This is a genomic window from Mesorhizobium sp. C277A (genome assembly GCF_040324395.1).
Taxonomy (GTDB): domain Bacteria; phylum Pseudomonadota; class Alphaproteobacteria; order Rhizobiales; family Rhizobiaceae; genus Mesorhizobium.
Map to the genome: position 1 here is coordinate 751760 of NZ_JAMYVW010000002.1, position 19651 is coordinate 771410.

Consider the following 19651-nt stretch of genomic DNA (forward strand, 5'->3'; position numbering starts at 1 on the left):
TGAGCGTCTTAGAACGAGCGCTGGAAGCGCAGGAGACCGCCGATGCTGCTCTTCTTGTCGGCATTGGTGAAGTTGGAGAAGTTGGCGTCGTCGAACTTGCCTGCGTTGAGGTAGTCGACTTCGGCCGTGACCGTGAAGCCGGGAACCACATCGTAGGCGATGTTGGCGGCGACGCCGAGATTCTTCCATTCGTCATACGAGACCTGGGCGTTGAACGAGGTCTTCTCGTTGATGGTGTAGGTGCCGCCACCCCAGAATGCCCAGTTGCCGCCCCACTGCTTGTAGAAGCCGCGGCCGCCGGCGTCGATCGCATAGCTCGAGTCCGTCAAATTGTCGTCGGTGCCGTAGCCGCCCATGATGAACAGCGACAGGTTCTGCATCGGGGTGATGTCCAACCGAACCTTGCCGGCGACTTCTTCATAGTTGCTGTCATAAGCGACGACGCCGGTGATGGCGCCCCAGCCCTGCGTGTACTTCACGCCGCCGACGACATGCGGAACGTAGCTGTCGATCGTGTCGAAGCCCGAGCCTTCTTCGAGAGAGACGACGGCCGAGAAGCCGTTGCCCGCATCGAAGTAGTACTGGACGACGTTGGTGTCAAAGTCGCCGTAGGGAACGAGCGTATCCTGAAGGACGTTGCCGGCGTAGCCGATGAACGTGTCGAAGGCCGATTCGTCCTTACCGACGCGCAGACCACCGAGCTGGATCCAGGCGAAGTTCAGCGAAACGTTCTTGTTGCCGGCAGGGTTGGAGTTGAACTCGTCTGCTTCGGTCGTCGGATCGTCTGCCGAGGGGTAGCCGTTGCGGTTGCCGAAGTTGAAGCGGGTCTCGGTGTAGGTCTTCAAGGTGCCGAGTTCGGTTTCCTGGCCGGTCCAGGTCTTCAGCGTGAAACGGGCGTTCTTGTAGAAGGTATCCTGCTCGTCGCCATCCTTATGGTCGAAGGACCTCGCACCATCGAACGAACCCACGTCGCCGGCACCGATGTCGTAACGGACATAGCCGCCGATGCGCAGGCAGGTTTCGGTGCCGGGAATGTAGAAGTAGCCGGCGCCGTAGACGTCGCAAATCTTGACGTATTCAGCCGGTTCCGGCTCGGCGACGACGACGGCGTCGGCGGCGCGCGCACCGGAAACTGCGATCAGGGCCGCAGCGGAGCCGAGGAGAAGGCTCTTAATGTTCATTTTCTGACCTCCAGTCAGAATCGAACAAGACAGTGAAGCCGGCGACAGGCGTTTTCGCTGTAATCAGTTGTTATCGTTGAGGTCTATTGAAAAATGGAACTTTGCTGCGGGTGATGCGGCCATCACCACAGGCGCTTGTTTGCGGAAGCATGCCCTGAACCGGATTTGACATAGCGCTCGAATGAAGCTGCCTTGCCCTGGTTCGAAAAGGCCATATAGGTGACGATCCGCCACGGCAGAAACTTGGATGTATGGCTGGATTTCCCCGCATTGTGCTCGATAAGCCGTCGTTTCAGGTCCGTCGTTATGCCGATATAGCGTTCGCGTTCGGCAGCCGCACTCTCCAGAAGATACACATACCACATGAGCTGCTCTCCTTTGCCGGGCGTCGGAGGGCATCCTCTCCGCCATCCTGCTTCGCGCTGAGGTGGGCTTGTCCTGCGAAGCTCGAAGAGCGAAGCAGGACTGCCAATCGAATTTTGCAAGGGATTCTCTGGGCTTACGCTGTGCGGCACGTAGCACACCACACGCCCGTCCTACGCCAAGGCTTCGGAGGGCATCCTCTCCGCCATCCTGCTTCGCGCTGAGGGTTGAGCTTGTCCTGCGAAGCTCGAAGAGCGAAGCAGGATGGCGGAGAGGATGGGATTCGAACCCACGAGAAGCTTTTGACCTCTACTCCCTTAGCAGGGGAGCGCCTTCGACCACTCGGCCACCTCTCCGTTGCGCCGCTGGATAAAGAAAAGCGCGGGCACAATCAACAAGCCGGCGCCATTATCTCTGAAAATTCCGAATTCGGCCGCAGCGCCGCCTTTTGCATGCGGCGATTCTGCGGCTGTTCGCTGGCTGGCGAGTCGGCGACATGGCCGCAATCTCGGCCGTTCATCTCCGGATTCGGCCGCATTCCGGCGCTGCGGAAAAGACTTCCGGGCCCTTCGATAGTTAATGAGAGCTTTCTGACTGAGGCCAAATCGTGTCATTTGTGCAACAACGCATGGGGATAGCGTCCGCACAGCCCTTTCGCCGGTACGATCGTGGTTGAACGCAGCCGCCTCATGGGTAATGTCGATTTCGAAGGAGCGGCGCGGTGCGCATCTTTTTCGGTAGTGGGGATGGGGCAGGGAACGCTGTCCTTCAGCAAAGAATACCCAGACCCGTTTTTTAACTTTTGACTGGAGGTCAGAAAATGAACATTAAGAGCCTTCTTCTCGGCTCCGCTGCGGCCCTGATCGCAGTTTCCGGTGCGCGCGCCGCCGACGCCGTCGTCGTCGCCGAGCCGGAACCGGCTGAATACGTCAAGATTTGCGACGTTTACGGCTCGGGCTACTTCTACATCCCCGGCACCGAAACCTGCCTGCGCATCGGCGGCTATATCCGCTACGATATCGGCGCCGGCGACGTCGGCTCGTTCGACGGTGCGACGTCTGCCGACGTTGAGGACGGTGGCAGCAACGACACCTGGTTCAAGCACGCCCGTTTCTCGCTGAAGACCTGGACCGGCCAGGAAACCGAGCTCGGCACCTTGAAGACCTACACCGAGACCCGCTTCAACTTCCAGAACAACAACCGTGATTCGGGCTTCGATCCGGACGGAGCCGGCCCCCTCTTTGGCTCGCCCAATGCTGCTGGCAACGGCGACACTGTCTCGCTGAACTTCGCCTGGATCCAGCTCGGTGGCCTGCGCGTCGGTAAGGACGAATCGGCCTTCAACACGTTCATCGGCTACGCCGGCAACGTCATTCAGGATACGCTGGTTCCCTACGGCGATTTCGACACCAACGTCATCCAGTACTATTTCGATGCGGGCAACGGCTTCTCGGCCGTGATCTCGCTCGAAGAAGGCGCGGGCGGCGGTACTCCCGGTTCCTACGGCGTGGGCACGATCGACAGCTACGTTCCGCATGTCGTCGGCGGCTTGAAGTACACGCAGGGCTGGGGCGCCATCACCGGCGTCATCGCTTACGACAGCAACTATGAAGAAGTCTCCGGCAAGGTTCGTTTGGACATCACCCCGATGCAGAACCTGTCGCTCTTCATCATGGGCGGCTACGGCACCGACGACAACCTGACGGATACGGGCTACGCGTTCCCGGCCGGCGGCCGCGGCTTCTACAAGCCGTGGGATGGCAACTGGGCAGTCTGGGGTGGTGGCACCTACACCATCAACGAGAAGACCTCGTTCAACGCTCAGGTTTCGTATGACGAAGGTGAAAACCTCGGCATCGCAGCCAACATCGCCTACGACGTCGTTCCCGGGTTCACGATCACTGCCGAAGTTGACTACGTCAATGCAGGCAAGATCGATGAGGTCGATACCCTTGGCACGAACCACAACTGGACCGGTATTACTGATGGCGACGACGCCATCGGCGGCATGCTCCGCTTCCAGCGCTCGTTCTAAGGGCTGGCTTTATACAGGTGAATACCAGCCCGGGCGCATAAACGCCCGGGCTGTTTTGTTTCGTGACTGGGTCAAGACAAGCAGAAGGAACAGGGGGAATCGGCAGCTGAACAGTCCGTAGGGTGAGTTCGTGGGATCCGCTGATGGTGGATGAATTCACAACTGCGTGATTAAATCTCTTGAAAGGACGCTTCCAAGCGGGTAGGTCTGACTCTATCCACTCGGGGGTGTGGCAATTTATGACCATCGAAGCGATACAAGAGGGCGACCCCTCCGAACATTTCTCAATGTTCTCTTCTCAAAATGCGAAGATAGAATACAGCTACAACAAGATCAGAGAAGTAAAGTCGCACCGGGTCGGAGAGCTTTTTTCAGCGTACCGAGACATACTCTGGGATAATGGGCGACATAAATACAATGTCAGCTCCTTCATCGGCGAAATAGACGAGATTCTCCTCGGAGAACGGTTCAGCGCCTTCGACCAGAGCACCCTTGACAACCTTATCGGCACCTTGCGCCAGCGCGGCAACAGCAACGCAACCATCAATCGAAAGATGGCTGCCCTCAGCAAACTGCTGCGCAAGGCTTACAAGATGGGGGATATCCACAGCCTGCCCGAGTTCCGCCGCCAGAAGGAGCGGGCGGGACGGATACGTTTCCTCGAAAGGGACGAAGAAGCAAGGCTGTTCGCCGCCATCAGGACCCGCAGCGAGGATGCCTACCGTCTTTCATGCTTTCTCGTGGACACCGGATGCCGTCTCGGCGAGGCGCTCGGACTGATCTGGAACGACATCCAGGAACACCGCGTCTCGTTCTGGATCACCAAATCCGGCCGCAGCCGCACCATCCCGATGACCGAGCGGGTCAAAGAGGTAATCAAACTGCCGCCCTCAGAGGGCCGCCGGCCCAAAGGTCCGTTCACCAAACTCAGCCAGGCGCAGTTTCGCGCCATCTGGAACGATGCCAAGGCCGAGGTCGGCCTCGGCGCCGACGACCAGGTGGTGCCGCACATCTTGCGTCACACCTGCGCCTCACGTCTGGTCCAGGGCGGCATCGACATCCGGCGCGTGCAGATGTGGCTCGGCCACCAGACGCTTTCGATGACCATGCGCTATGCGCATCTGGCCACCAACGATCTCGACGGCTGCGTCGTCGTGCTGGAAACGCCCCGCGGCGAAGGGCTGTCCGGTGATGGAAAAAACTCCGCCTTCGCATCGCCGCTGACCACGGCCTCAGTGCCAACGCCTGCCCAAAAGAGCAAAACGGCAGCGGCGAAGGCACCCAAGACGCCCCGGAAAAGCTCGAAAGCCAAATAGTTACCCAAGGCTTTCATATACTGACATGGCAACCCCAGGATCATATTTGATCTTGGGGTTTACTTATCCTGGGCCGTATTAGTACTCCATCCAGGAAGGCCGCGATAGCGCCCGGCAGGTTGCCTGTCTCCAGGAAGGGGGCATGGCCTTGGCCCTCGACGGTGGTCGCTTCCATGCCGGGATGACGCTTTTGCATCTCGTCGAGTGTGTCGGCCGACAAGAGTTTCGAGTTGGCGCCGCGAATGGCAAGCAAAGGTATCGCCGCCAGCGCCTCGAACTGTGGCCACAGATCCGGCAACGGCTTGCTGAGGTCGAGGCCCGCCACCGTCTCGACCAGTTGGGGGTCGAAATCCGGCAACAGGAGGCCTTCGTCCGTCTCGCGGTAGAGGGCCAACACCATCCGCTCCCAATCCGCCGCGGTCAGAGCGGGAAAATCCGCGCCGTGCGCGACGCGTTGCGCATCGATCGCCTCATGGCGGCTCTTCGGTTTCGGTGCCGGGTCGAGATAGGGTTGGATATGGGCCAGCCCCGCGGCCTCGATCACGGGTCCGATGTCGTTCAGCACTATGGCTTTCAGTATGGCTGGCCGCAGCGCGCCGAGCACGTGGATGATCAGTCCGCCACGCGATGTGCCGATGAAGGCCGCTTCCTCGACGTCCAGGGCAGCCAGCCCGGCGAGGACATCGCCGGCTTCGATGCCGACATTGTAGTGGCCGATATCAGGTTCGTAAGCGGACTGGCCGCGGCCACGGTAGTCGAAGGCGATGACCTTGCGCGGATTGTCGGTTCGCTGCGACAGATAAAGCGCCAGCTCATGGAAATCGCGCGCGTTGCGGGTCAGGCCGGGCAGGCAAACGACCTGCCAGTCTGCCGAATTGGTCTCGCCATAGACGCGGGCGTGAAGCTTGAGCCCGTCCGGCGCGGTGTAGAAAAAGTCGGAGAAGCCGTCGGTGCTCGACATATTAAAAGGACTCCCTGTCCGGATTGTCTCCGTCTGCTACAGGCGAGGGTGGGAGCGGTCAAATCGAGGGTTGTCGGCAAGCTGACACTCTTGGAAATGCCAGACATCTCCCCCACGAGGGGGGAGACTGGCGGTTCAGGCGCTACGCCCTTCCTTCGACGTTGGAGATCGGCGAAATCGGCAATGACAGCTGATCTCCCCACTCGTGGGGGAGATGGCCGGCAAGGGTGCGCGAAGGATCGCCAACGTCTGCCCGTGGCGACAGCTCTGCGGCCTCAGCCTCTTCCGTTCACCAAATCCCCAACGATATCGTACTTCCCCGAAATGCGCATCTTGTAGACCTCGTAATTCTCCATCACGCGCTGCACGTAACTTCTTGTTTCGGTGTAGGGAATTCGCTCGATCCAGTCGACGACGGCGTCGATGCCCTTGCCGCGCGGGTCGCCGTACTTGGCTACCCATTGGCTGGCGCGGTTAGGGCCGGCATTGTAGCCGGCGAAGGTCAGCACATAGGAGCCGCCGAAGAGGTCGAGCTGCTCGCCAAGGAAGGCAGCCCCCAGCGTCGCATTGTAACCGGCATCGCTGGTCAGCCGATCCTGGGAAAAGCTCAGTCCTGCCTTCTTCGCCAACTGCTTGGCGGTGCCCGGCATCAGCTGCAGCAGGCCGCGCGCGCCGGCGCTGGAGACGGCGCCGACATTGAATTCGCTTTCCTGGCGGGCGATCGCATAGGCCAGCGCCTTGCCCGAGCCGGATATGTCGGCGGTGTCGGGAATGACGCCCAGCGGATGCGACAGCGCGCCGACATCGATGCCGCGCGCGCCGGCGATCTTGCCGATCTTCAGCGCCATGAAATGATTGCCCTGCTTTTCCGCCAGCACCGCAAGCAGCGCCAGCTCGCCGGGGCTGGTCAACTGCCCGGCGAGGTCGCGGTAAAGCGTCTCGGCATAGCGGTCGTAGCCCGCCTCCTGCAGTCGCTTGATGGCGCTGACGGCTTCGCGGCCGTCAAAGCTTTGGCGGTCGGCAGTGCTTGGCTCGGGATAGACGATGTTCAGCGTGCGCAAGCCAACCCGTTCCGCCGCCAACTGCCCGTAGAAAGTGGTGCCATAGGCTGCCGCCTTGGTGAAATAATCCTTCGCATTGCCGGGACCGCCGACTTCCGCCGCGCGGCCAAGCCAGTAATAGGCGCGTGACAGCGACATCGGTCCCTGCGCGAGATCGGCGATGCGGGCAAAATGGGTCGAGGCCGTCGCAGGATCGTTGAGGCCGCGCAACGCATACCAGCCGGCGTGGAATTCGGCCTCGGCGGCGCTGGCGGGGCTTTCGGCGGCATGCGCGGCAACGATCTTGTAGGCGGTCTTCCAGTCGCCCTGGTCGACCAGTGCGCGCGACAGCACGCGGCGCTCGACCCACCAGGCATCGGGATCGACCAGCGCGTCGCGGCTCGTTGGCGCTTTCATCATCACCGCGGCGGCGTCCGCAAACTTCCGCTGCTTGCGCAGATATTCGGCTTGCGCGAAGAAATAGCCGGCCGATTGCTGCGCGGCAGGCACCGCTTTCAACAGCTTGGCCGCGTTCTTGTCGCCACGCGAGGCGGCGGCCCAGGCATCGGCCAGCGGTTGCCCGCCGGCAAGTGCTGCGACCCGCAGTGCCGAATTCTCCCGGTCGGCATAAAACATCCGTTCCATGCGGAAACGATGGTCGGCAGCCGGAATGATGGCGCCAAACTCCTTGCTGACGGCCGCCTCGTCCCTGGCTTCCAGCTTCTCGGTGCGCCAGAATGGCGACAGCACGGAAAGCGCAGCCTTGGTGTTGCCAAGAGCTACATAAGAACGGGCAAGGATGACCACGCCTTGAAAGGTCAGCGGCTGGCTGCCGTCAAAGGCTTTCACCACGGTCTGCGGCGAGGGGTTTTCGCGATAAAGCGCGCGCTCGCTGTTCTTGCGCAGAGCGATGGTGCCCGGCCAATTCGGCAACATCTTTGCGGTATCGGCAATCTCGCTGCTCGGCACACGGTCGCCGCCATAGAGCGCGATCGCCCAGGCCAGGATATGGCGGTCCAGCGAACTGGCCGGCAATGTTTCGCGCACCGCTCGTGCCGCGGCGATATCGCCGGTCGCCAACGCGTCGAGACTGCCTTTCAACACGGCGATATTGGCGGAGGGCGCATCGGTCTGCGCTCCATCTTGCATGTCAGGCATCGGGATCGATGAGGTCGTCTGCTCGTCGACGCTCTCGTTTGCCGCCGTTCCCACTATCAGCAGGGCAACGGCGCCAAGCAATATGAAGCGGAGTGGCCGACTGGCCGGCATGATCCTGATCTTTCCCTGTTGCGGCACTTTAGATGGCAAGCCCAGGTGCCCGAGAGCCTAGACTTAGGTCGTGAAGAGCTCGTAAACAAAGGGTTATCGAGGCCGTTCGAATTGCGCTTGCTGGCACCATCGGCATGCTTGCCGCGCAACAGTGTCGAGACTATGGTGCGCGGCTTCGCTTTCGGCTAGAAGGCGCCCGATGCATGTCGCCCAAAAGCGGGAACCGGTTTTGGGACGATGACACGCATAAACAAACAAGTTCCAAGGAGTTGGACGACATGCTGAGAGGCTCGCTTACTGCGCTCGTGACGCCGTTCGAAAAGAGCGGACGTTTCGACGAGAAAGCCTTTCGCGCCTTCGTCGAATGGCAACTTGGCGAGGGCACGACGGGCCTCGTCCCGGTCGGCACCACCGGAGAGTCGCCGACGCTGTCGCATGACGAGCATCGCCATGTCGTCAAGGTCTGCATCGATGTGGCCAAGGGCCGCGCTCCGGTCGTCGCCGGCGCCGGCTCCAACAACACCGCTGAAGCGGTCGGTCTGGTGCAGTACGCCGAGCAGGCGGGCGCCGACGCCGCTCTGGTCGTCACGCCTTATTACAACAAGCCAACACAGCGCGGCTTGTACGAGCATTTCGCTGCCGTCGCCAGGGCGACCAAGCTGCCGATCATCATTTACAACATCCCGCCGCGCTCGGTGATCGACATGATGCCGGAGACGATGGGCAGGCTGGCGCACGACTTCAAGAACATCGTCGGCGTCAAGGATGCCACCGGCAAGGTCGAGCGCGTGTCCGAACAGCGCGCCACCTGCGGCGAGGAGTTCATCCAGCTTTCAGGTGAGGATGCCTCTGCCCTCGGCTTCAACGCTCATGGCGGTGTCGGCTGCATCTCGGTGACGTCGAATGTCGCGCCGCGGCTGTGCGCCGAATTCCAGGAAGCCACACTGTCCGGTGACAGCGCCAAGGCGCTGGAATTGCAGGACCGTCTGCTGCCGCTGCACAAGGCCATCTTCCTTGAGCCCGGCCTGTGCGGCGTCAAATACGCGCTGTCGAAGATTGGCAAGGTCGAGAACGTGGTGCGCTCGCCGCTGGTGACGATCGAGCCATCGACCGCCGAGAAGATCGATGCGGCGATGAAGCACGCCGGCTTGATAAATTAAGGATGAGGCGCCACCTCTCCGCATCATGAACCAGGTCAGAAAAGCCGATCCCAACAACAAGACCGTTGCGGAAAACCGCAAGGCGCGGTTTTCCTATGAGGTGCTCGACACGGTCGAGGCCGGCCTTGTGCTGACCGGCACCGAGGTCAAGTCGCTGCGCCAGGGCCAGGCCAACATCCAGGACAGCTACGCCTCGGTGGAGGGCGGCGAGATCTGGCTGATCAATTCCTATCTGCCGGAATACCTGCAGGCCAACCGCTTCAACCATGAGCCCAGACGGCGCCGCAAGCTGCTGCTCAACAAGCGCGAGATGGCAAAACTTGCGCAGAGCATCGACCGCGAAGGCATGACGCTGGTGCCGCTGAAAATCTACTTCAACGACCAGGGCCGTGCCAAGCTGCTGCTCGCCGTCGGCCGCGGCAAGAAACTGCACGACAAGCGCGAGACAGAAAAGCAGCGCGACTGGTCGCGCGAAAAGGGCCGGCTCATGAAGGAACGCGGCTAGAATCTCAGGCAGCCCCAGAAAAGCCAGACATCGGCTTTCAAGTTTCGAACAGCTGCAACAGCAAAACACGATGGGGAAAGGTTTGAAGAACCGGATCATCCTCTGGGGTGCGGCCAGTCTGGTCTTTGCCGGCCTCGTCGCAGCAGGCGGCTTCTTCTATTTCCGGACCTTCTCGCCCGATCGTGACAGCTATCCGGTCAGGGGTATCGACGTTTCCCATCATCAGGGTGAAATCGACTGGCGCCGCGTTGCCGCCGACGATGTCGCCTTCGCTGTCATCAAGGCGACCGAGGGCGGCGACCATGTCGACGATGCCTTCGCCAAAAACCTGCGCGAGGCGCGCGCGGCCGGACTTGCCGTCGGCGCCTATCACTTCTTCACCTTCTGCCGGCCGGGCGCCGACCAGGCGAAAAATTTCATCGCGGTGGTGCCGCACGACCAGCCGCTGCTGCCGCCGGTCGTCGACATCGAATTCGGCGGCAACTGCCCGCAACGCCCGTCGCCGGAGCAGCTGAGCGCGGAACTCCAGGCCTTCCTCGGACCGGTTGAAGCTGCGTTCGGCAAGCCGGCGATCATCTACCTGACCGACGAGGCTGAGGACGCCTATGCCGGACAGATGGCTGTGCGGCAGCGCTGGCTGCGCTCGCTGGCGTTCAAGCCGAGCGAGGACGGCTGGATTTACTGGCAGTACCACAATATGGGCCGTGTCGACGGGATCGAGGGCGATGTCGATCTCAACGTCCTGCAGGGTGGGCAGCAAACGCTGGCCGAGCTATTTGCTGCGCCCGCATCGCTCTCTTCGCAAAAGCCTCCATCGCCTTGAACGAATCAGCTGGCCTTGAGTTTGGCATCCGCAGTCTTACGCAGGCTTGGGAACAGGCCTGGAAAGAGCCGAAAAAGCCATCCCCGCGGCCATGATCAGTACGGCGGCGAACTGGGCGCCGGTCGGCGTCTCGCCGAGCACCGTCATCGCGATCAGCACGGTTGCGATCGGCACGCATGGCATGAACAGCGATGGCGCCTGCGACCCCAGCTGCCGGACGATATAGGTGTACAGGAACATGGCGGCCGCACCTGCCAAAAACCCTTGAATGACGATCTGGCTGGCAATCTCGGCCACTGATGCCGCGCGGAGGCCGCTTGGGGCAAAGAAATAGAGCAACGGCAGCGGCACGCATGACAGCAGCACCACCGTTGCGGTCGCCGCAACCGGAACGACGCGCCAGCGCCGCACGAGAACGGCATAGGTGGCAAACATCGCGCCGGATCCGACGAACAGAAGATCGCCGAAGAGGACATCCTTCATGCCGCCGCCAGTGCGCACGGGTGCAATGAACAGGATCAGCCCGGCGATGATGGCTGCGACGCCGATGGTTCGCTGGCGCGAGGTTTTCTCCCTCGTGGCGATGCGCGACAGCACGAATGAGAAGAACACGATCGAGGCAGGGCAAAGTGCGGCACCATGCGCTGCCGGCGCATAGGTCAGTCCCCAATTGATGATGATAGGGTAGGGCAGTCCGGCCAGTGCCGCCAGCGTCAAGGCACGCCTCCAGCCCAATGCCTTGCCAGTCGCCCGGCCGTTTCTCCAGACGACCAGCAGCATGACCATGCCGGCGCCGGCAAAGCGCAACGTTGCCAAATCGGTCGCGGTCAGATGTTCCCGCAGGCTGAAGCGGGCGGCGACGAACTGCACGGCGTAGATGCCGATCATGGCCAGGGCAGCAAGGATTGCCGGCTTCGTGTTTCGGTCCTCTGTCACGCGCATTCTTGTCCCGCTCGATCCTGCCAGCGGAAGGGTACTTCCTCCAGACGGCTTTCGTTGAAAACGCAGCCTATTGTCGAAAATGGTGCGTCAAAATATGCTGTTTTCGCAATGTGGAAGTGAAAGTCACGCGATATGGGCGCTGCAAACGTGAATCATGAATCCGATCAGCTCGACGCCATCGATCGCAGCCTGCTTCGGTTGCTGCAGGAGGACGGGCGTCGCACGACGCTTGACCTAGCAGCCCGTGTCGGCCTGTCGCCGACCGGCACCAGCCAGCGCGTGAAGCGCCTTTTCCGTGAGGGTTTCATCACCGCGGTCCGGGCCGTGCTCAATCCGCAAAAGATCGGCCGCGGCACGCTCGTCTTCATCGAAGTCAGGCTCGACCAGGCGGCGCCGCATGTGTTCGACCGTTTCGCCGAAGCGGTAGCAAGGGCCCCCGAAGTGCTGGAGTGCCATATGGTCGTGGGCGGCTTCGACTATCTGGTGAAAGCGCGCATTTCGGAAATGGCCGCCTATCAGGATTTTTTGAAGCGCGTGATCCTGCCGCTGCCGGGTGTCAGGGAAACGCACACCTATGCGTCGATATCGGACGTGAAGCCGGACGCGCTGCTGCCGGTGTGAGGGCCGGACCAACGCAAGCGGTTGCCACGCCTCCGCTTCAAGCGGCCTGGGAAACCTCCGGCGCCAGCGTCACATTCGCATCGCCCCAGACCTTCAGCACGGTGATCACGGGCTCTAGGCTTCGGCCACGAGGCGTCGGGCTGTACTCGACCTTCGGCGGCATCTGCGCATAGACCTTGCGGGCGATGAGCCCAGTCTGGCTCGCTCGGCTATGCGCAGGCGGCAGCACTGCCGACGACGGCGATCACCGCCTTTGAGGCGCTGTTCGACCGCCTCAATGTGAAGAAGCTAGTCATCGGCGCCGCGAACACCATCCTGATCGTCGGCGGCGCCGGCGGCGTCGGGTCGATCGCGGTCCAGCTCGCGCGCCAGCTGACCGATCTGACGATGATCGCCACCGCATCGCGGCCCGAAACCCGCGACTGGGTCGCAAGAGCGTTTCGGTCCACTGGGAGCCGATGTTCACCCGCTCGCTGTATGAAACGCCCGATATGGCCGCGCAGGGCGAACATCTCAACGAACTGGCGCGCCTTGTCGACGCCGGCACCATCCGCACCACGCTGGGCGAGACGTTCGGCCCAATCAATGCCGCCAATCTGAAGCGCGCCCATGCGCTGATCGAGACCGGCAAGGCCAAGGGCAAGATCGTGCTCGAGGGATTTTGAGAGGCAGCGTCTAGTTCCGCAGGAACGACGCGATCTCGCTGAATACCTTGACGAACATCGCTTCGGTCAGCGCCCCAGTGTTGGTGTTGTAGCGCGAGCAGTGATAGCTGGAAAACAGCGTGACGCCGCCGGCCGGCAACTGACCGCCGTGCTTGAACGGATAGGCGGCGACGCGCTGGCCCAGCGCCCTGACGGTCGACTGGTGGGCGATGGAGCCCAGCGCCAGCAGGGCGCGCAGTTTGGGAAAGCGTGCAATCGTCGGCACCAGAAAGCTGCGGCAAGTGGCGATCTCGGCGCCGACCGGCTTGTTTTCAGGCGGCACGCAGCGCACCGCATTGGTGATCGCGGTGCCGATCAGTTCGAGCCCGTCATCCGGCCGCGCCTTGAACTCGCCGCGGGCAAGACCGTGAGCGATCATCGTTGAGTAGAGCAGGTCGCCGGCATAGTCGCCGGTGAACGGTCGCCCGGTGCGGTTGGCGCCGCGCAGGCCGGGCGCCAGCCCGACGATCAGCAGCTCGACGGCGTCCTCGCCATTAGGCGGCAGGAAAGTCGGCACCGGCGCATTGAACCACGACGGCTCGCGCTGCCGCCAGTCTGCGATGAAATCATGCAGGCGCGGGCAGAGCGGGCAGTCGCGGTCGGGTTCGGGAGCGGCGTCCAAGGCCGCCGCCGTCAATAGTCTTCCTCTTCGACTTCGGCCGGCTCGGGCCTGCGCACCGGCCGTTCGGAGGGATCGCGGCCGACCTCGTTCTTCAGCGAGGTCAAATCGATGAAATGGTCGGCCTGGCGGCGCAGATCGTCCGAGATCATCGGTGGTTGCGAGGCCATGGTGGAGACGATCGAGACCTTGCGGCCGCGCCGCTGTAGCGCTTCGACCAGTGTGCGGAAATCGCCGTCGCCGGAGAAGATGACATAGTGGTCGACGACATCGGCAAGTTCGAGCGCATCGACGGTCAGTTCGATGTCCATATTGCCCTTGATCTTGCGGCGGCCGGTCGAGTCGGTGAACTCCTTGGCCGGCTTGGTCACCACCTTGAAGCCATTATAGTCGAGCCAGTCGATCAGGGGACGGATCGAAGAGTATTCCTGATCCTCGACCAGAGCGGTGTAGTAATAGGCCCGCAGCAAATAGCCGCGCTTCTGGAAGCTGGACAGCAGTTTGCGGTAGTCTATGTCGAAGCCGAGTGCGCGCGAGGTGGCGTAGAGATTGGCGCCGTCTATGAAAAGAGCGATTTTTTCACGGGGGTCGAACATGGCAATATTCCTTTTTCGAAATAGGTGGCGGACTAATCGAAATGGGTCGTTTATAACGCTCGGCTCGTAAATAAACCGGCTGACCTTTCGTCAACCGAGATAGCGCCAGTTTTACGGCAATCCAAGGGTGCCGGGGCGCACTGCAAGCAATTGTGATCGGAGCCGTGTCGTCGCCCGGTAGGCGGGCTTCGCCGGCAAGGCATTCAGCGGCGCCAGAAGCTGGCATTCGCCAGCCCATGGGCCACAGAGCCATAATGCTTGTATTTTGGCGGCGTTCGGGTTATGGACCGCGCCTGTTTTCCATCAAATCCAGGCATGAAAGGGGCAATCAATGGCCCGCGTAACCGTTGAAGACTGCATCGACAAGGTCGACAACCGCTTCGAGCTCGTGCTGCTTGCCGGCCATCGCGCCCGCCAGATCAGCCAGGGCGCGCCGATCACCGTGCCGCGCGACAACGACAAGAACCCGGTCGTGGCGCTGCGCGAGATCGCCGACGAGACGCTGTCGCCCGACGACCTCAAGGAAGATCTGATCCACTCGCTGCAGAAGCATGTCGAGGTTGACGAGCCCGAGGCCGACGGCGAGGCGATCGCCGACCAGACCGGCAACGCAGTTGCAGCTACCGACGCCGACGACGCGGAAGAAAACGTCACCTTCGATCGCATGACCGAGGAAGACCTTTTGGCCGGCATCGAGGGCCTGGTTCCCCCGGAAAAGAGCGACGACTACTAATCGCTGCCCTGGACCTGCCGGGAATATGGTTCCGGCACTTCCGTCCCGTGAGTTTCGTGGCTATCTATGAGATGCGCCGTACATCAGTGCGGCGCATCAATCATTTCAGCACCGTGAGAACCCGCCCATGATGCGTCAGTATGAGCTTGTCGAGCGCGTTGCGCGCTACAAGCCTGACGTCAACGAGGCGCTGCTCAACAAGGCCTATGTCTACGCCATGCAGAAGCATGGCCACCAGAAGCGAGCTTCCGGCGATCCCTATTTCTCGCATCCGCTCGAAGTCGCCGCCATCCTCACCGAAATGCACATGGACGAGGCGACGATCGCCGTCGCCTTGCTGCATGACACGATCGAGGACACCACCGCGACGCGGGCCGAGATCGACGATCTGTTCGGCCCCGAAATGGGCAAGCTGGTCGAAGGCCTGACCAAGCTGAAGAAGCTCGATCTCGTCTCCAAGAAGGCCGAGCAGGCGGAAAACCTGCGCAAGCTGTTGCTGGCCATCTCGGAGGATGTCCGCGTTCTGCTGGTCAAGCTCGCCGACCGTTTGCACAACATGCGCACCCTCGACCATATGCCCGAGGCCAAGCGCCTGCGCATCGCCGAGGAGACGATGGATATCTACGCGCCGCTGGCCGGGCGCATGGGCATGCAAGGCATGCGCGAGGAACTGGAAGAGATCGCCTTCCGCTTCATCAATCCGGAAGCCTATCGCGCCGTCACAGCCAGGCTTGCCGAGATATTCGAGCGCAACAAGGGTGTGCTGACCGACATCGAAAAGGCGCTGTCGGCGCTGTTCGAAAAGCATGCCATCAACGCCGGCGTGAAGAGCCGGCAGAAGAAGCCTTGGTCGGTGTTCCGCAAAATGGAGGCCAAGGCGCTGTCCTTCGAGCAGCTCTCGGACATCTTCGGCTTCCGCGTCGTCGTCGACAGCGTCGAAGACTGTTACCGTGCGCTCGGCGCCATCCACACCACATGGTCGATGGTGCCTGGCCGCTTCAAGGACTACATCTCGACGCCCAAGCAGAACGACTACCGTTCGATCCACACCACCATTGTCGGCCCCTCGCGTCAGCGCGTCGAACTGCAGATCCGCACCCGCGAGATGAACAAGATCGCCGAATATGGCGTCGCCGCCCATTCGATCTACAAGGACACCGGCGGCAAGACGAACGGCGCCGCCCATGCGATCTCGAAGGAGACCAACGCCTATGCCTGGCTGCGGCGCACCATCGAGCAACTGGCAGAAGGCGACAACCCGGAAGACTTCCTCGAAAATACCAAGCTGGAGCTGTTCCAGGACCAGGTGTTCTGCTTCACGCCGAAAGGCATGCTGATCGCTCTGCCGCGCGGCGCCACCCCCATCGACTTCGCCTATGCCGTGCACACCGACGTCGGCGACACCTGCGTCGGCGCCAAGGTCAACGGCCGCATCATGCCGCTAATGACGGAACTTAAGAATGGCGACGAGGTCGAGATCATCCGCTCCAAGGCGCAAGTGCCGCCGGCGGCGTGGGAGTCGGTGGTGGTCACCGGCAAGGCGCGTTCAGCCATCCGCCGCGCCACCAAGAACGCCATTCGCAAGCAATATTCAGGTCTTGGTGCCCGCATTCTCGAGCGCGCCTTCGAGCGCGCCGGCAAGACTTTCACCAAGGAAAGCCTGAAGCCGGTGCTGCACCGGCTGGCGCGCAAGGACATCGAGGATGTGCTAGCCTCGGTCGGGCGCGGCGAACTCGCCTCGACCGACGTCATGAAGGCCGTCTTCCCAGACTACAAGGACGAGCGCGTCACCGTCAGCGCCCCCAAGCAGCGCGAGGAGGGCTGGTCGAAGATCCGCAACGCCGCCGGCATGCTGTTCCAGATGCCCGGCACCCGAGCCGCGCGCAAGGACAAGGACCAGCCGCGCGATGGCGCGGTACCGATCCGCGGCGTGCGCGGCGACCTGCCGGTGCGTTTCGCGCCGGAAGGGGCCGTGCCCGGCGACCGCATCGTCGGCATCGTCCAGCCGGGCACCGGCATCACCATCTATCCCATCCAGTCGCCGGCGCTGCAGGCCTTCGACGACCAGCCGGAGCGCTGGATCGACGTGCGCTGGGACATTGACGAGCAGACCAAGGAGCGCTTTCCGGCGCGCGTCTCGGTCACCGCCATCAACGCGCCGGGCTCGCTCGCCGATATCGCCCAGGTCGTTGCCTCCAACGACGCCAACATTCATACGCTGTCTATGGTGCGCACCGCGCCCGACTTCACCGAAATGCTGATCGATCTCGAAGTCTGGGATCTGAAGCACCTCAACCGGCTGCTGTCGCAGCTCAAGGATAATTCGAGCGTCAGCGATGCGCGGCGTGTGAATGGGTGAATAGTGAATAGTGAATAGTGAATGGTGTAGTGAATAGTGAATAGTGAAAGAAGGCGCTCTCACCACCATTCACCATTCACCATTAACCATTCACCATGGACATGGGGCGAGTTATGAATACCGACGAAGTTCTGGGCATTTTCCGCGAGGCGGGCGCTGTTCTGGAGGGGCATTTCATCCTGACGTCCGGCCTGCGCAGCCCGGTCTTCTTGCAGAAGGCGCGCGTCTTCATGCATGCCGACAAGACCGAGCGGCTTTGCAAGGCGCTGGCCGAGAAGATTCAAAAGGCGGTGCCGGGCAAGATCGACTACGTCGTCGGCCCGGCGATCGGCGGCCTGATCCCGGCCTATGAGACGTCGCGCCATCTCGGTGTGCCAGCAATCTGGGTGGAGCGCGAAGGCGGCGAGTTCAGGCTGCGCCGTTTCGAGATCGCGCCGGGATCGCGCGTCGTCATCGTCGAGGACATCGTCACCACCGGCCTGTCGATTCGCGAAACCATCGACTGCCTGCGCGCGATTGGCGCCGAGGTCGTGGCGGCGGCCTGCATCATCGACCGCTCGGCCGGCAAGACCAATGTCGGCGTGCCGCTGATCGCGCTTGCCGAATATGAGGTGCCGGCCTATCCCGCCGACCGCCTGCCGCCCGAACTTGCCGCCATCCCGGCGATCAAGCCGGGTAGCCGCAACATTTAGGGGACATCACGATGATCGCCGGCATCGATCATTTCGTGCTGACGGTCCGCTCGGTGGAGGACAGCTGCGCCTTCTACCAGCGGGTGCTTGGCCTGAAGCGTCACGACGAGCCGAACCGGCCGACGGCGTTGCTGTTCGGATCGCAGAAGATCAACCTGCATCAGGCAACGCACACTTTTGAACCGAAAGCCAAGACGCCGATGCCTGGGTCCGGCGATTTCTGCCTGATCGCCGCAAGGCCGCTTGCCGAGATTTGCGCCAGTCTCGAAGCCAATGGCGTTGCCATCGAAGTCGGTCCGGTCGAGCGCACCGGCGCCCGCGGCACGATGATGTCGGTCTATTTCCGCGATCCGGACAGCAATTTGGTCGAAGTCAGCGAATATCGGGAATAGTCTATCCGCCTCGGCGTCGTCTTCGCGCGGACCTTGCCGTCGTCGGGGAGCTTTCATCGATATTGTCCTCAGTTTCGCCCCAATGGCGCTCTTGTTACCCGCCTGCGGCAGACCATCGCGGCGGCGTTTCATTGTTCCGCCGCAAGGCAGTCGCTATATCAAAGTCGTTGTTGCCTTTCTGCGCCCTCGAAGCGCAAGATGGAGCGACCGCGCCCGGCCAGGGATGGTTGCAATTTGGGCGTGATGAACCGGGAACTGGAACAGAGTGCTTTTTCGACGCCGAAAGCCTGATGGCATTCTGGAGCGGGTGCGTACCTATCTGTGGCCGCGCCGCTCGTTTTCGCGCTCGTTGCAATATTTCTCCAAGCGCATCCTGCGGCTGAAGGCGACACCGCATGCGGTGGCGGCCGGCGTCGCGGCCGGCGTTTTCGCCTCCTTCTTTCCGCTCGGCTTCCATTTCGCCGTCGCCGCCGTGCTCTGCTGGGTGGTCGCCGGCAATCTGGTGGCCGCCGCCCTCGGCGCGGTATTCTTCGGCAATCCGCTGACTTTCCCGCTGCTGTGGGGAGCGTCTTGGGAAGTCGGCAAGCTGATCCTGCATGAGCGCCTGCCCAAGAACGGACCGCCTGCGCATCTTGGTGAGATGATGCACACGCTGTCGTTTGCAAAACTGTGGCATCCGGTGCTGGAGCCGATGCTGATCGGCGCTGTGCCGCTCGGCCTGATCTTCGGGCTGATCTTCTACGGCATCACCCGCTGGGGGATGACAGCCTTTCGCGAGCAGCGCAGGAAGCGCATGGCAGAGCGGGCGCATAAGGCCGGGCACCGCGGACGGGAAGTTCCGGCGGAATGATCATCGGCATCGGCAGCGACCTGATCGACATCAGACGCATCGAAAAGTCGCTGGAACGGCATGGTCAGCGCTTCATCCAGCGCATCTACACCGAGGTCGAACAGGTCCGCTCGGAAGGCCGCAAAGGCCGCGCAGCCTCCTATGCCAAGCGCTTCGCCGCCAAGGAGGCCTGCGCCAAGGCGCTTGGCACCGGCCTCGCGCAGGGCGTGTTCTGGCGCGACATGGGGGTCGCCAACCTGCCCAGCGGCGCGCCGACGATGGCGCTGACCGGGGGAGCGGCGGCACGGCTGGCCAAAATCCTGCCACAGGGGCACAGAGCGGCGATCCACCTCACAATCACCGATGATTTCCCGCTTGCTCAAGCCTTTGTGATCATCGAGGCGTTGCCCGCCGAACAAGCGCCACATTGATTGCATCAGACGACCGCTATCTAACGCCGACTTGACGTTGCCCAGCGCGCGCCGAGACTCTATACCATCCAACGCACAAT

The 19651-nt window shown here is 62.0% G+C and carries 19 protein-coding genes, 1 tRNA gene and 2 pseudogenes; 13 read left to right on the forward strand and 9 right to left on the reverse strand.

From position 1 onward, the window contains the following. Nucleotides 1–8: 8 nt before the first annotated feature. The 3 genes from NKK52_RS03615 to NKK52_RS03625 form a co-directional block, all read right to left on the reverse strand. Nucleotides 9–1181, reverse strand: coding sequence for a porin (locus NKK52_RS03615; RefSeq protein WP_023684506.1), 1173 nt, complete (start codon nt 1179–1181; stop codon nt 9–11). Between the two features lie 122 nt (nt 1182–1303). Further along, on the reverse strand, nt 1304–1546 hold the full coding sequence (locus tag NKK52_RS03620) for a GIY-YIG nuclease family protein (RefSeq protein ID WP_023684505.1): 243 nt from the start codon (nt 1544–1546) through the stop codon (nt 1304–1306). Between the two features lie 263 nt (nt 1547–1809). After that, nucleotides 1810–1900 (reverse strand) — tRNA-Ser (locus NKK52_RS03625). A gap of 464 nt (nt 1901–2364) precedes the next feature. Here NKK52_RS03625 and NKK52_RS03630 point away from each other — a divergent pair. Both NKK52_RS03630 and NKK52_RS03635 read left to right on the forward strand, forming a co-directional pair. Then, the gene (locus NKK52_RS03630; protein ID WP_023731410.1) at nt 2365–3579 is read left to right on the forward strand and encodes a porin; all 1215 of its coding nucleotides are present in this window, start codon (nt 2365–2367) and stop codon (nt 3577–3579) included. Between the two features lie 239 nt (nt 3580–3818). Beyond that, the gene (locus NKK52_RS03635) at nt 3819–4895 is read left to right on the forward strand and encodes a tyrosine-type recombinase/integrase (RefSeq protein ID WP_023684503.1); all 1077 of its coding nucleotides are present in this window, start codon (nt 3819–3821) and stop codon (nt 4893–4895) included. Between the two features lie 40 nt (nt 4896–4935). Here NKK52_RS03635 and NKK52_RS03640 read toward each other — a convergent pair whose 3' ends face one another. Then, nucleotides 4936–5856 carry an alpha/beta fold hydrolase gene (locus tag NKK52_RS03640; RefSeq protein ID WP_023684502.1) on the reverse strand — a complete coding sequence of 307 codons (921 nt, stop codon included), beginning with the start codon at nt 5854–5856 and terminating at the stop codon, nt 4936–4938. A 275-nt stretch (nt 5857–6131) separates the two neighbouring features. Then, on the reverse strand, nt 6132–8165 hold the full coding sequence (locus NKK52_RS03645) for a lytic transglycosylase domain-containing protein (protein ID WP_023684501.1): 2034 nt from the start codon (nt 8163–8165) through the stop codon (nt 6132–6134). 278 nt (nt 8166–8443) lie between these two features. Here NKK52_RS03645 and dapA point away from each other — a divergent pair, with 278 nt between their 5' ends. The 3 genes from dapA (at nt 8444) to NKK52_RS03660 (ending at nt 10653) form a co-directional block, all read left to right on the forward strand. Beyond that, a complete protein-coding gene (gene dapA, locus NKK52_RS03650) occupies nt 8444–9325 on the forward strand; it encodes a 4-hydroxy-tetrahydrodipicolinate synthase (protein WP_023684500.1) in 882 nt (293 codons plus the stop codon). A gap of 25 nt (nt 9326–9350) precedes the next feature. Further along, nucleotides 9351–9830 (forward strand): SsrA-binding protein SmpB, encoded by a 480-nt coding sequence (smpB, locus tag NKK52_RS03655; protein WP_023670226.1) that lies wholly within the window; start codon nt 9351–9353, stop codon nt 9828–9830. 82 nt (nt 9831–9912) lie between these two features. Next, nucleotides 9913–10653, forward strand: coding sequence for a glycoside hydrolase family 25 protein (locus tag NKK52_RS03660; protein WP_023670227.1), 741 nt, complete (start codon nt 9913–9915; stop codon nt 10651–10653). A 36-nt stretch (nt 10654–10689) separates the two neighbouring features. Here the strand turns inward: NKK52_RS03660 and NKK52_RS03665 are convergent, their stop codons facing one another. After that, nucleotides 10690–11595: a DMT family transporter gene (locus tag NKK52_RS03665; protein ID WP_023684499.1), complete on the reverse strand. Its 906-nt coding sequence runs from the start codon at nt 11593–11595 to the stop codon at nt 10690–10692. 132 nt (nt 11596–11727) lie between these two features. On the opposite strand from NKK52_RS03665, the gene NKK52_RS03670 reads away from it, so the two are divergent. Beyond that, a complete protein-coding gene (locus NKK52_RS03670) occupies nt 11728–12216 on the forward strand; it encodes an Lrp/AsnC family transcriptional regulator (protein ID WP_050592001.1) in 489 nt (162 codons plus the stop codon). A 37-nt stretch (nt 12217–12253) separates the two neighbouring features. On the opposite strand, the pseudogene NKK52_RS03675 reads toward NKK52_RS03670, so the two are convergent. After that, nucleotides 12254–12409, reverse strand: a pseudogene (locus NKK52_RS03675) (winged helix-turn-helix transcriptional regulator); the annotation flags it as partial. A gap of 8 nt (nt 12410–12417) precedes the next feature. On the opposite strand from NKK52_RS03675, the pseudogene NKK52_RS03680 reads away from it, so the two are divergent. Continuing rightward, nucleotides 12418–12881: pseudogene (locus tag NKK52_RS03680) on the forward strand (zinc-binding dehydrogenase); the annotation flags it as partial. Between the two features lie 10 nt (nt 12882–12891). Here NKK52_RS03680 and NKK52_RS03685 read toward each other — a convergent pair. Both NKK52_RS03685 and NKK52_RS03690 read right to left on the reverse strand, forming a co-directional pair. After that, nucleotides 12892–13557, reverse strand: coding sequence for a uracil-DNA glycosylase (locus NKK52_RS03685; protein ID WP_023684496.1), 666 nt, complete (start codon nt 13555–13557; stop codon nt 12892–12894). Beyond that, nucleotides 13554–14135 carry a LabA-like NYN domain-containing protein gene (locus NKK52_RS03690; protein ID WP_023670234.1) on the reverse strand — a complete coding sequence of 194 codons (582 nt, stop codon included), beginning with the start codon at nt 14133–14135 and terminating at the stop codon, nt 13554–13556. Before NKK52_RS03690 ends, NKK52_RS03685 begins: the two co-directional genes overlap by 4 nt. Nucleotides 14136–14466: 331 nt before the next feature. On the opposite strand from NKK52_RS03690, the gene rpoZ reads away from it, so the two are divergent. The 6 genes from rpoZ (at nt 14467) to acpS (ending at nt 19571) form a co-directional block, all read left to right on the forward strand. Continuing rightward, entirely contained in the window at nt 14467–14868 is a 402-nt protein-coding gene (gene rpoZ, locus NKK52_RS03695; protein WP_023670235.1) for a DNA-directed RNA polymerase subunit omega, read from the forward strand. Nucleotides 14869–14995: 127 nt separating this feature from the next. Continuing rightward, nucleotides 14996–17227 (forward strand): RelA/SpoT family protein, encoded by a 2232-nt coding sequence (locus tag NKK52_RS03700; RefSeq protein WP_023670236.1) that lies wholly within the window; start codon nt 14996–14998, stop codon nt 17225–17227. A gap of 113 nt (nt 17228–17340) precedes the next feature. Then, entirely contained in the window at nt 17341–17919 is a 579-nt protein-coding gene (gene pyrE, locus NKK52_RS03705; protein WP_023684495.1) for an orotate phosphoribosyltransferase, read from the forward strand. Nucleotides 17920–17930: 11 nt separating this feature from the next. Next, nucleotides 17931–18311 (forward strand): VOC family protein, encoded by a 381-nt coding sequence (locus tag NKK52_RS03710; protein WP_023684494.1) that lies wholly within the window; start codon nt 17931–17933, stop codon nt 18309–18311. 265 nt (nt 18312–18576) lie between these two features. Further along, a complete protein-coding gene (locus NKK52_RS03715) occupies nt 18577–19161 on the forward strand; it encodes a DUF2062 domain-containing protein (protein ID WP_023670239.1) in 585 nt (194 codons plus the stop codon). Then, nucleotides 19158–19571, forward strand: coding sequence for a holo-ACP synthase (acpS, locus tag NKK52_RS03720; protein WP_023670240.1), 414 nt, complete (start codon nt 19158–19160; stop codon nt 19569–19571). Before NKK52_RS03715 ends, acpS begins: the two co-directional genes overlap by 4 nt. The last annotated feature ends 80 nt before the right edge of the window (nt 19572–19651 follow it).

Coding starts and splice junctions, on each gene's coding strand:
- NKK52_RS03615 (WP_023684506.1), bottom strand. CDS start 1,181: ATGAACATTAAGAGCCTTCTCCTCGGCTCCGCTGCGGCCCTGATCGCA.
- NKK52_RS03620 (WP_023684505.1), bottom strand. CDS start 1,546: ATGTGGTATGTGTATCTTCTGGAGAGTGCGGCTGCCGAACGCGAACGC.
- NKK52_RS03630 (WP_023731410.1), top strand. CDS start 2,365: ATGAACATTAAGAGCCTTCTTCTCGGCTCCGCTGCGGCCCTGATCGCA.
- NKK52_RS03635 (WP_023684503.1), top strand. CDS start 3,819: ATGACCATCGAAGCGATACAAGAGGGCGACCCCTCCGAACATTTCTCA.
- NKK52_RS03640 (WP_023684502.1), bottom strand. CDS start 5,856: ATGTCGAGCACCGACGGCTTCTCCGACTTTTTCTACACCGCGCCGGAC.
- NKK52_RS03645 (WP_023684501.1), bottom strand. CDS start 8,165: ATGCCGGCCAGTCGGCCACTCCGCTTCATATTGCTTGGCGCCGTTGCC.
- dapA (WP_023684500.1), top strand. CDS start 8,444: ATGCTGAGAGGCTCGCTTACTGCGCTCGTGACGCCGTTCGAAAAGAGC.
- smpB (WP_023670226.1), top strand. CDS start 9,351: ATGAACCAGGTCAGAAAAGCCGATCCCAACAACAAGACCGTTGCGGAA.
- NKK52_RS03665 (WP_023684499.1), bottom strand. CDS start 11,595: ATGCGCGTGACAGAGGACCGAAACACGAAGCCGGCAATCCTTGCTGCC.
- NKK52_RS03670 (WP_050592001.1), top strand. CDS start 11,728: ATGGGCGCTGCAAACGTGAATCATGAATCCGATCAGCTCGACGCCATC.
- NKK52_RS03690 (WP_023670234.1), bottom strand. CDS start 14,135: ATGTTCGACCCCCGTGAAAAAATCGCTCTTTTCATAGACGGCGCCAAT.
- rpoZ (WP_023670235.1), top strand. CDS start 14,467: ATGGCCCGCGTAACCGTTGAAGACTGCATCGACAAGGTCGACAACCGC.
- NKK52_RS03700 (WP_023670236.1), top strand. CDS start 14,996: ATGATGCGTCAGTATGAGCTTGTCGAGCGCGTTGCGCGCTACAAGCCT.
- pyrE (WP_023684495.1), top strand. CDS start 17,341: ATGAATACCGACGAAGTTCTGGGCATTTTCCGCGAGGCGGGCGCTGTT.
- NKK52_RS03710 (WP_023684494.1), top strand. CDS start 17,931: ATGATCGCCGGCATCGATCATTTCGTGCTGACGGTCCGCTCGGTGGAG.
- acpS (WP_023670240.1), top strand. CDS start 19,158: ATGATCATCGGCATCGGCAGCGACCTGATCGACATCAGACGCATCGAA.